The organism is Stenotrophomonas sp. YIM B13575, from assembly GCF_042787595.1.
GTDB classification, from domain to species: domain Bacteria; phylum Pseudomonadota; class Gammaproteobacteria; order Xanthomonadales; family Xanthomonadaceae; genus Stenotrophomonas; species Stenotrophomonas lactitubi_B.
Genome location: NZ_JBHZOP010000119.1, coordinates 1 through 9510, shown reverse-complemented (window position 1 = coordinate 9510; position 9510 = coordinate 1). Strand labels below are relative to the sequence as shown.

The 9510-nt window shown below is 68.8% G+C and carries 7 protein-coding genes; 4 read left to right on the top strand and 3 right to left on the bottom strand.

Features of this window, described 5'->3' with window-relative positions:
• Positions 1 to 148: 148 nt before the first annotated feature.
• Positions 149 to 1786 carry an acyl-CoA dehydrogenase family protein gene (locus tag ACFX4F_RS17285; protein WP_380657422.1) on the bottom strand — a complete coding sequence of 546 codons (1638 nt, stop codon included), beginning with the start codon at positions 1784 to 1786 and terminating at the stop codon, positions 149 to 151.
• Between the two features lie 114 nt (positions 1787 to 1900).
• Here ACFX4F_RS17285 and ACFX4F_RS17280 point away from each other — a divergent pair, with 114 nt between their 5' ends.
• The 4 genes from ACFX4F_RS17280 to pdeM are packed head-to-tail and all read left to right on the top strand — an operon-like array spanning position 1901 to position 7590.
• Positions 1901 to 2899 carry a ligase-associated DNA damage response exonuclease gene (locus tag ACFX4F_RS17280; RefSeq protein ID WP_099818946.1) on the top strand — a complete coding sequence of 333 codons (999 nt, stop codon included), beginning with the start codon at positions 1901 to 1903 and terminating at the stop codon, positions 2897 to 2899.
• Positions 2896 to 4503 carry an ATP-dependent DNA ligase gene (locus ACFX4F_RS17275; protein WP_380657420.1) on the top strand — a complete coding sequence of 536 codons (1608 nt, stop codon included), beginning with the start codon at positions 2896 to 2898 and terminating at the stop codon, positions 4501 to 4503. The genes ACFX4F_RS17280 and ACFX4F_RS17275 overlap by 4 nt, the downstream gene beginning before the upstream one ends.
• Complete coding sequence (locus ACFX4F_RS17270; RefSeq protein WP_380657418.1) at positions 4500 to 6959, top strand: ligase-associated DNA damage response DEXH box helicase; 2460 nt, start codon at positions 4500 to 4502, stop codon at positions 6957 to 6959. The genes ACFX4F_RS17275 and ACFX4F_RS17270 overlap by 4 nt, the downstream gene beginning before the upstream one ends.
• Positions 6949 to 7590, top strand: coding sequence for a ligase-associated DNA damage response endonuclease PdeM (gene pdeM / locus ACFX4F_RS17265; protein WP_380657416.1), 642 nt, complete (start codon positions 6949 to 6951; stop codon positions 7588 to 7590). Before ACFX4F_RS17270 ends, pdeM begins: the two co-directional genes overlap by 11 nt.
• Positions 7591 to 7623: 33 nt before the next feature.
• Here pdeM and ACFX4F_RS17260 read toward each other — a convergent pair whose 3' ends face one another.
• Positions 7624 to 7893 carry a hypothetical protein gene (locus ACFX4F_RS17260; RefSeq protein WP_380657414.1) on the bottom strand — a complete coding sequence of 90 codons (270 nt, stop codon included), beginning with the start codon at positions 7891 to 7893 and terminating at the stop codon, positions 7624 to 7626.
• A gap of 174 nt (positions 7894 to 8067) precedes the next feature.
• Positions 8068 to 9336 (bottom strand): FAD-dependent oxidoreductase, encoded by a 1269-nt coding sequence (locus ACFX4F_RS17255; protein ID WP_380657412.1) that lies wholly within the window; start codon positions 9334 to 9336, stop codon positions 8068 to 8070.
• Positions 9337 to 9510 lie beyond the last annotated feature (174 nt).

Below are 9510 nucleotides of genomic sequence, written 5' to 3'. Positions count from 1 at the left end.
GGGTGGGTTGCGCAGGGGCGTGAGCCGCATGGATGCGGCGACCGAGCTTACAGGGACGTACTTGCAGCGCCCCCTGCGCAGCCCACCCGCGCGGCCCTGCCCACGCTCCTGCAGCGCCCACCACGAGGGGCTCAGCCGTTGGCCACCACTACGGCAGCGCGCGCGCCAGCATCCCCGCCATATCCAACCCCGCCGGCAGCGTGCCGAATGCCAACCCATGTTCGCCCTGCAGCCGGCTGCGGATGAACGCTTCGGCCATCGGGCTGCGTGCACGCAGCAACAACGCCGCCTGCAGCAGCAGGGCCGTGCGTTCGCAGAACACCCGCGCCTGTGCCTCCTCCGGTGCCGCCGCATCGCGCCACTGCTGCAGCGCCGCCGCATAGCGCGCATCACGGTCGGCCACCGCCTCCAGCTCACCCTGCAGTGCCGCCAGCACCTCCGGTTCGCGCGCCAGCGCACGCAGCACGTCCAGGCACTGGATGTTGCCGCTGCCCTCCCAGATCGAATTCAACGGCGCCTGCCGGTACAGCCGCGGCAACACCGATTCCTCCACGTAGCCAGCACCGCCCAGGCATTCCTGCGCTTCGTTGACGAACGCAGGCGCACGCTTGCATATCCAGTACTTGCCCAATGCCGTCCCCAGCCGCGCGAGCGCGGCCTCGACCGGATCGCTGCCGGCATGATCGACCGCGCGCGCGATACGCATCGCCAGCACCGTGGCAGCTTCCGATTCCAGCGCCAGATCGGCCAGCACGTTGGCCATCAGCGGATGGTCCATCAATGGCTTTCCGAAGGTGCGCCGATGCCGCGCGTGGTGCAGCGCCTGCGCCAGCGCCATGCGCATTTCCGCCGCAGCGCCCAGCATGCAGTCCAGCCGGGTCATCATCACCATGCCGATGATGGTGGCGACGCCGCGCCCCTCCTCGCCCACCCGCCAGGCCTGGGCACCGCAGAACTCCACTTCGCTGGAGGCGTTGGCCCAGTCGCCCAGCTTGTCCTTCAGGCGCATCAGGCGGAACGCATTGCGATCGCCGTCGGCCAGCCGCCGTGGCATCAGCAGGCAGGTCAATCCGGCCGGCGCCTGCGCCAGTACCAGGAAGCCATCGCACATGGGCGCAGAGAAGAACCATTTGTGCCCGATCAACCGATAGCGCTCGCCATCGATGGGTTCGGCGCGGGTGGTGTTGGCGCGCACGTCCGAGCCGCCCTGCTTCTCGGTCATGCCCATGCCCAGGGTGATGCCTGCCTTGTCGGCCACCGGCACATCACGCGGGTCGTATACCGGTGCGGCGGCCTTGCGCGACCACTCGGCCAGATGCGGCTGCCCGCGCAGCACGGCCACTGCGGCATGGGTCATGGTCAGCGGGCAGCTGGTGCCGGCTTCGGCCTGGTGGTGCAGGTAGCTCAGTGCGGCGCGCGCGACATGGGCGCCGGGCTGTGGCTCGTGCCAGGACAGCCCGGCAACGCCGTGCTCCTTCGCCGCCTGCATCAGCTGGTGGTACGCCGGATGGAATTCCACGGTATCGATGCGATGGCCCTGCGCATCATGGGTGCGCAGGCGTGGGCGGTCGCGGTTGGCGTCGAAGCCGATGCGGTACAGCTCGTCGCCGGCCAGTCCTCCATACACCGCCAGGCGTGGCGCGAAGGCTGCCGCACCCTCGCGCTGCACGGCCTCCATCAGTGCGATGTCGTCGGTCCACAACTGGCGACCGGCGAACGGTGGCGGCTGGTTGAGTACCACGTGGGTTTCGTAGGGAGCGCTGCTGTTGAAGCTCGGTCCACTCATCGGTTCCTTCCCCGCCGGCAAGAGGTGTGCGGCCCGATTGTGCCGTATCGCCCGGCAACCCCGCGTTCAGGCCGATTCTCGCCGCGTGCACGACCGCCACGCCACAGTGACGGCATGGCAGGCAATGACGATCTGGTGGTACTGCGGCCGGAAGGGCTGTACTGCGCGGCAGGCGATTTCCATATCGATCCCTGGCGGCCGGTGCCGCGCGCGGTCATCACCCATGGTCATGGCGACCATGCGCGACCCGGCATGGGCGAATACCACTGCAGCACCGGCAGCGTGCCGATCCTGCGCTGGCGCCTGGGCGATGTGCCGCTGCACGCGCATGCCGAGGGCGTGCCGTTTGCCTTGGGCCGGGTGCAGGTATCGCTGCATCCGGCCGGGCACGTGCTCGGCTCGTCGCAGGTGCGCATCGACGACGGTGAGCAGGTCTGGGTGGCGTCTGGCGACTACAAGCGCCAGCCCGACCCCACCTGCACCCCGTTCGAAGTGGTGCCCTGCGATACCTTCATCACTGAAGCCACATTCGCGCTGCCGATCTATCGCTGGCCCGATACCCGCGCCGTGGCGGCCGAGATCGCCGCCTGGCGTCGCGAGTGCGCGCAACGCGGGGAAGCGGCCGTGCTGCTCTGCTACGCGCTGGGCAAGGCGCAACGCGTGTTGGCCGAGTTGCGCGCGGTGGATGACCAGCCTGCCTGGCTGCACGGTGCCATCGCCAACGGCGTTGCCGTCTATCGCCAGGCCGGTGTGCCGATGCTCGATACGCTCACCGTTGCCGAACAGGGACGTCAGCCCGATGCCGCAGGCCAGCTGATCCTGGCGCCACCCTCGGCCGCCGGCACGCCCTGGCTGCGCCGGTTCGGCCGCCACCAGCTTGGTTTCGCCTCGGGCTGGATGCAGTTGCGCGGCAATCGCCGCCGCCGCAACGTCGACCGTGGCTTCGTAATCTCCGACCATGCCGATTGGCCAGCACTGCTGCAGACCATCACGCAGACCGGCGCGCGCAGGATCATCGCCACCCACGGCAACACCGATGCGCTGATTCCGTACCTGCGCGAACGCGGCATTGCCGCCGAAGCCTTCCGCACCGATTTCGGAGGCGAGGAGTGAAGGCCTTCGCCGCGCTGTACCAGCGCCTGGATCGCAGCACCGCGACGCTGGACAAGCGCGCGGCGCTGATCGACTACTTCCAGCACGCACGTCCGCACGACGCGGCGTGGGCGCTGTACCTGCTCAGCGGCGGCAAGGTGGGCGGCGCGCGCCGCAAGATCGCAGGCAGTGGCGAACTGCGGGCGTGGATCGCCGAAGAATCCGGGCTGCCGCCATGGCTGGTCGAGGACAGCTACGCGCAGGTCGGCGACCTTGCGGAGACGCTCACGCTGCTGCTGGATGATCCTGCCAGCGAAGGCGAGGATCGCCCCCTGGCCGACTGGATCGAACAGCACCTGCTTGCCGTCGCCAACCAGCCAGAGCCCGTGCGTCGTGCCGCTGTAGTCGAGGGCTGGCGACAGCTTGCATCGGCCGAACGCCTGGTCTTCAACAAGCTGCTGACCGGTGCACTGCGCGTTGGCGTGTCGCAGCGCGTGGTGCAGCAGGCATTGGCCGAGTGGTCCGGGCTGGACATCGCCCGCATCGCCCAGCGCATGCTCGGCGATTGGGTGCCCTCCCCCGGCCTGCTGGCCACGCTGCTGTCTGCCGAAGAACTGCCGACCGATCGCCAGCAGCCCTATCCGTTCTTCCTGGCCTCGCCGCTGGAAGGTGAGCCCACCGAGCGGCTGGGCGACATCGGCAACTGGCTGCTGGAATGGAAGTGGGATGGCATCCGCCTGCAGTTGCTGCGGCGCCAGGGTGAGGTGGCGTTGTGGTCGCGCGGCGAAGAACGGCTGGACGGTCGCTTCCCGGAGATCGAACAGGCCGCCGCCTCGCTGCCCGATGGCTGCGTGCTGGATGGCGAGCTGCTGGCATGGGATGACGCTGACAATCTGCCGCGTGCATTCACCGCGCTGCAGACCCGCATCCAGCGCCGCAAACCCGGCGCCGCCACCCTGCGCAACACGCCGGTGCGCGTGCTCGCCTACGATCTGCTGGAACGCGACGGTGAGGACCTGCGTGCGCTGCCGCTGCAGCAACGTCGCGCGCAGTTGGCCGAGGTGGTCGGCGCGCTCGGCGATCCGCGCATCCAGCTGTCGCCGGAGGTGCCCGCCGACGATTGGCAGCATGCCGCGCAGCTGCGCGAAGCATCGCGCGAGCGCGGCGTGGAAGGGCTGATGCTGAAGCGCCGCGATTCGATCTACCAGTCCGGGCGCCGTCGTGGCGACTGGTGGAAGTGGAAGGTCGAGCCGCTCACCATCGATGCCGTACTGCTGTATGCGCAGGCGGGTCATGGCCGGCGCAGCACGCTGTACACCGATTACAACTTCGGGGTCTGGGATGGCGACACGCTGGTTCCCGTGGCCAAGGCCTATTCCGGGCTGGACGACAAGGAAATCCTCGCCCTCGACCGCTGGATCCGCGCGCATACCCGCGAGCGCTTCGGCCCGGTGCGCAGCGTCAGTGCCGAGCAGGTGTTCGAACTCGGTTTCGAAGCCGTCAACCGCAGCGCGCGGCACAAGTCTGGCATCGCCGTGCGCTTTCCACGCATCCTGCGCTGGCGCCACGACAAACCGGCTGCCGAAGCCGACCATCTGGCACAGTTGCAGGCGCTGGCGCGATGAAGCGCAGCGATGCGCTGCAGCGACTGAACGACTGGTTCGGCAGCCGCGGCTGGCGCCCGCTGCCCTTCCAGCGCGCGATGTGGCGACACTACCTGGCCGGCGAATCGGGCCTGCTGCACACGCCCACCGGCAGCGGCAAGACCCTTGCCATGTTCGGTGGCCCGTTGCTGCAGGCGATGCTCGACCCGCCCCCCGCACCGCGTCGCGCCAGCGCGGTACGCCCGCTGCAGGTGCTGTGGGTGACACCGCTGCGGGCGCTGGCCAGCGATACCGCACGCGCGCTGCAGGCGCCGATCGATGGCCTTGGCCTGGGCTGGCGCGTGGGGCTGCGCAGCGGCGATGCCAGCAACCGTGACAGGCGCCTGGCGCGCGAAGGTCGCATCGATGTGCTGGTGACCACACCGGAGTCGCTGGCGCTGCTGCTCAGCTATCCCGATACCCTCGAACGCATGCGCCAGCTGCGCTGCGTGGTGGTGGACGAATGGCACGAACTGCTGGGCAACAAGCGCGGCGTGCTGCTGCAGTTGAACCTGGCGCTGCTGCGTGCGGCGGCGCCCGCGATGCAGCTGTGGGGACTGTCGGCAACATTGGGCAACCTGCCGCAGGCACGCGACGTACTGCTGCCGCACCGGCCACAGTCACCCATCGTGGAAGGTGCACGGCAGCGGCCGGTAACGATCCGCAGCCTGCTGCCCGAACCCGGCGAACGCTTTCCCTGGGCCGGGCATCTCGGTCTTTCCCAGCTTCCGCGCGTGCTCGATGCAGTGTTCCGCGCACGCAGCAGCCTGTTCTTCACCAATACGCGTGCGCAGGCGGAACTGTGGCACCAGGCCCTCGCGGCGGTGTGGCCGGAAGATGCCGGCACGCTCGCCCTGCACCACGGCTCATTGGATCCTACGCTGCGCCAGCAGGTGGAAGACGGACTGCGTGCCGGCACGCTGCGGTGCGTGGTGGCCACGTCCAGCCTGGATCTGGGCGTGGACTTTCCGGAAGTGGACCAGGTGCTGCAGCTGGGCAGCCCGAAGGGTGTGGCCCGCCTGCGCCAGCGGGCCGGGCGTGCACGCCATCGGCCCGGTGCCAGCGGCGAGATACTGTGCATTCCCAGCCACGCGCTGGAACTGGCTGAGTACGCCGCAGCCCGACGCGCGCTGCATGATGGTGTGATCGAAGCACGACGTCCCCCCACCTTGTCACTGGATGTACTGGCTCAGCATGCCGTCAGCCGCGCACTGGCTGGCGGCTTCGATGCCGATGCACTGCTGCAGCAGGTTCGTGACACGCATGCCTTCGCCACGCTGGACGACGCACAGTGGAATGCCGTGCTTGATTTCATCGTGCAGGGCGGACGTGCGCTGTCGCGGTATCCGGAGTTCCACAAGGTGGTACGCGATGCCGATGGCCTCTACCGCATGCCCGATCGCCGCCAGGCGCTGCGCCATCGGCTGTCGATCGGCACCATCAGCAGCGACGGCAGCGTGCGCGTGCAATTCCTGCGTGGCGGCAGCCTGGGCGCGGTGGAAGAGCAGTTCGCCAGCCGCCTGCGCCGCGGCGACCGCTTCCAGTTTGCCGGGCGTCTGCTGGAGCTGGTGCAGTTGCGCGACATGACCGCGTTCGTGCGCGTGGCACGCGGTGGCGGCGATGGCGTGGTGCCGCGCTGGCAGGGCGGGCAGCTGCCGTTGTCGATGCCACTGGGGCGCGAACTGGAGAGGGTGCTGTCGGGCGCCGACCAGAGTGCGGAGTCGCGCTGGCTCGCGCCGCTGCTGGCGTTGCAGTCGCAGCTGTCTGCGCCGCCATCGCCCGGCCAGCTGCTGGTGGAAGATGTGCGTCGGCGCGAGGGCCAGTTCCTGTTCGTCTATCCCTTTGCGGGCCGCCATGTGCATGAAGCGCTGGCCGCGCTGCTGGCCCTGCGCTGCACCCGGCAACAGCGCAACAGCATCGGCTATGCGGTGAACGACCATGGCCTGGTGCTCGCTCCGGCGACGCCGGTGCAACTGCAGGAACAGGACTGGCGGGCGATGCTGGATGCTGACGGCCTGCTGCAGGACCTGCGCGAAGCGGTGAACCTGGGCGAATTGGCGCGCCGTCAGTTCCGCGGCATCGCGCGCGTGGCGGGCCTGCTGGTGCCCAGCCTGCCTGGTGGCATGCCACGCTCGCTGCGCCAGCTGCAGGCTTCCGCCGGTCTGCTGCACGACGTGCTGCGCGAGCATGATCCGGAGCATCTGCTGTTGGCATTGGCCGAGCATGAGGTGCTGCACGACAGCCTGGATCTTCCCGGACTGCAGCAGGTGCTGGCAGGCATCGCCACACGTTCGTTGTCGCTGCTGCAGCCATCGTCGCTGACACCACTGGCGTTTCCGTTATGGGCCGAGCGTCTGCGCGGGCAGTTCAGCAATGAAGACTGGCGCACGCGCGTGCAGCGTGCCGCGCAACAGCTGGAGCGCCGCCATGGCCGCTGATCTGCCGCTGCAGCTGGGCGGTGAGTCGATGCTGCTGCTGGGCGGACGGGCGCTGCTGTGGCCGGCGCGTCGCGCGTTGTTGATCGCCGACCTGCACCTTGGCAAGGCGGACGTGTTCCGCCGCGCGGGAATCGCCCTGCCGGCCGGCGGTACCGGCGATGACCTGCAGCGCCTGCAGGACCTGGTGGCCACCCACCACTGCCAGCAACTGTGGATTCTCGGCGACGTCCTGCATGGTCCGGCGCATCGCGCGGCCTGGTACCAGCAATGGCTTGGTTGGCGCGAGCAGCATGCTGCGCTGGACATCCACGTGGTACGCGGCAATCACGACCGTGATCTGCCGAAGGCAGCGCTGCAGGTGCAGATGCATGACGACCCGCGCTTGGGACCGTTCCTGCTGCGGCACGAGCCGCTGGCCGATGCCTCCGCGCACGTGCTGGCGGGCCATGTGCATCCGCAGGTGGCGCTGCCGGCACTGCGTCGGCGCTTCCCCGCGTTCTGGCTGCGCCAGGGCATCACCATCCTGCCGGCGTTCTCGGCATTCACCGCCGGTGTCGTGCCTGTACTGGCACCGGGCGAACAGCTGCTCGCCTGCGTGGAAGACAGCGTGGTGCCGCTGCCGGTTCGCTGATTCGTAGAGGCCTGCGTCGAGGCCTGCCCTGCCTTACGACGGGCGGGCGACGATCCCGGGCATCAGGCTGAAATCCTGCGCTTCCTCGTCGGCGTGGCGCGGCAGTGCCTGTATCGCCACCAGCATCTCGTGGGCGCAGGCGCGGATATGGTCGTGGTTTTCCGGTGATGCGTGGCTGATCAAACTGCCGACATGGAACTCGAACACATCTTCCAGTACGTCGGGCTGGTCCTCGTGCAGCATCCGCAGCAGGCCGCGCAGCTTGCAGATTTCCGATTCCAGCTTCTCGACCGCGAACAACATGGCGTCCTCCTCGTGCATCGTGCGGCGCATCCGGGCCGCAGCAGGCAGCGACGGCGGCGCCACCCGGGCCACGCGATGATCGATCACGAAAAGGAAAGCGGGCGACGCGGCTGTCGCGTGCCCATCTCTTGTCGCATATACGGGGTGAGGTAATCGTTAAGCCGATGAATGGCTTCACGCAGTGGCGGGCATCGCCACGCCCTGTACCGGCATGGGCGCAGCGGCGAGCGCTTCGATGAATGCCGGATCGAGCGGCAACGCGCCCAGCCACCCGTGCTGGGTACCGCTGAGCACGCGCAGCATGTGCCCGCGCCCGCCAGGCAGTCGTCCCATCGGCCCCAGCAGCACGTCGCGCGCCTTCGCCCACGCATCGCGATCGGACTGGAACAGCGGCGTCAGCCAGCGGCTCCAGCGCTGATAGACCGCCACATGCGAACGCCGTTGTGCCTGATAGGCCTGCAATGCCGGTTCGCCGCCACCCTGGGTACGCAACGCATCGCGCAGTGCCAGCGCATCCAGCAGCGCCATGTTCACGCCCTGCCCCAGCTGCGGGCTCATCGCATGCGCCGCATCACCGACCAGTACCAGCCGGCCCTGGTGCCAACGCTTCATTACTGCATCGCGGTACACCGCGCGCGCCAGTTGCCCGGCGTCCTGCAGATGGGCGAAGCGCGCGCCTGCCTGTGGCCACAGCGCATGCAGTTCTTCCAGCCAGGGCGCCATGCCGTCGCCCTGCCAACGCTCGAAATCCGCACGCGGCAGGCTCCAGAAGAAGCTCAGGCGAGGCGTATCGTCACCCGGTCGGGTACCCACCGGCAGCAGGCCGATCATCTTTCGCGCGGCGACGTAGCGCTGCCGCAGCTGCTGCATGTGCGGCCAGTCTTCGGCCGGCAACAGGCACCACAGCGCGCCCCACGGGTACACCCGATCCAGTGCCGCGCCACCGTCGATGCCGTTGCGCAGCGTGGATGCAGCGCCATCGGCGGCAACCACCAGATCGAACGGTCCATGCGTGCGGCCGTCGCTGTCGCGCAGCCGCCCCTGCTGGTGGTCGACCTCGACGATGGTCGTACCCACATGCAGTTCGCCGGCGCCTTCACGCGCTTTGTCCAGCACCGAGAACAACGCCCCGCGCTGCATGCCCAGACCGTGCAGGCGCGCATCCAGGCCGTCATAGCCCATGTCCATCACCGCGCGCTCGCACGGCGTGTCGCCATACAGCCGGCGCACCGGCATGGCGTAGCTGCGCACGGCATCGAGCAGGCCCATCTGCCACAGCACCTGCAGTCCGCTGGGTTGCAGCAGGAACCCTGCGCCCACCGGCCCTGGCGTCGGCACGCGTTCGAAGATCTCCACCTCGTGGCCATCACGGGTGAGCAGGATGGCCAAGGCCTGGCCAGCGGTGCCGTATCCAATTACGGCGATGCGCAGTCGTTCCGTCATGCCCGCATTGTGCCATCGGCGCAGGGGCGGTACATCAGCTGGCTTCCCAGCAGAAGCTGTGCATCGGGCTCCGCCACCACTGCCGGCTCTCCTGCGAATGTCCCCCGGCAGCCTCTGCGCGGCTGCCTCCTCCTTTACTTCGCAGGAGAGCCGGCAGTGGTGGCGGCGCTCAGC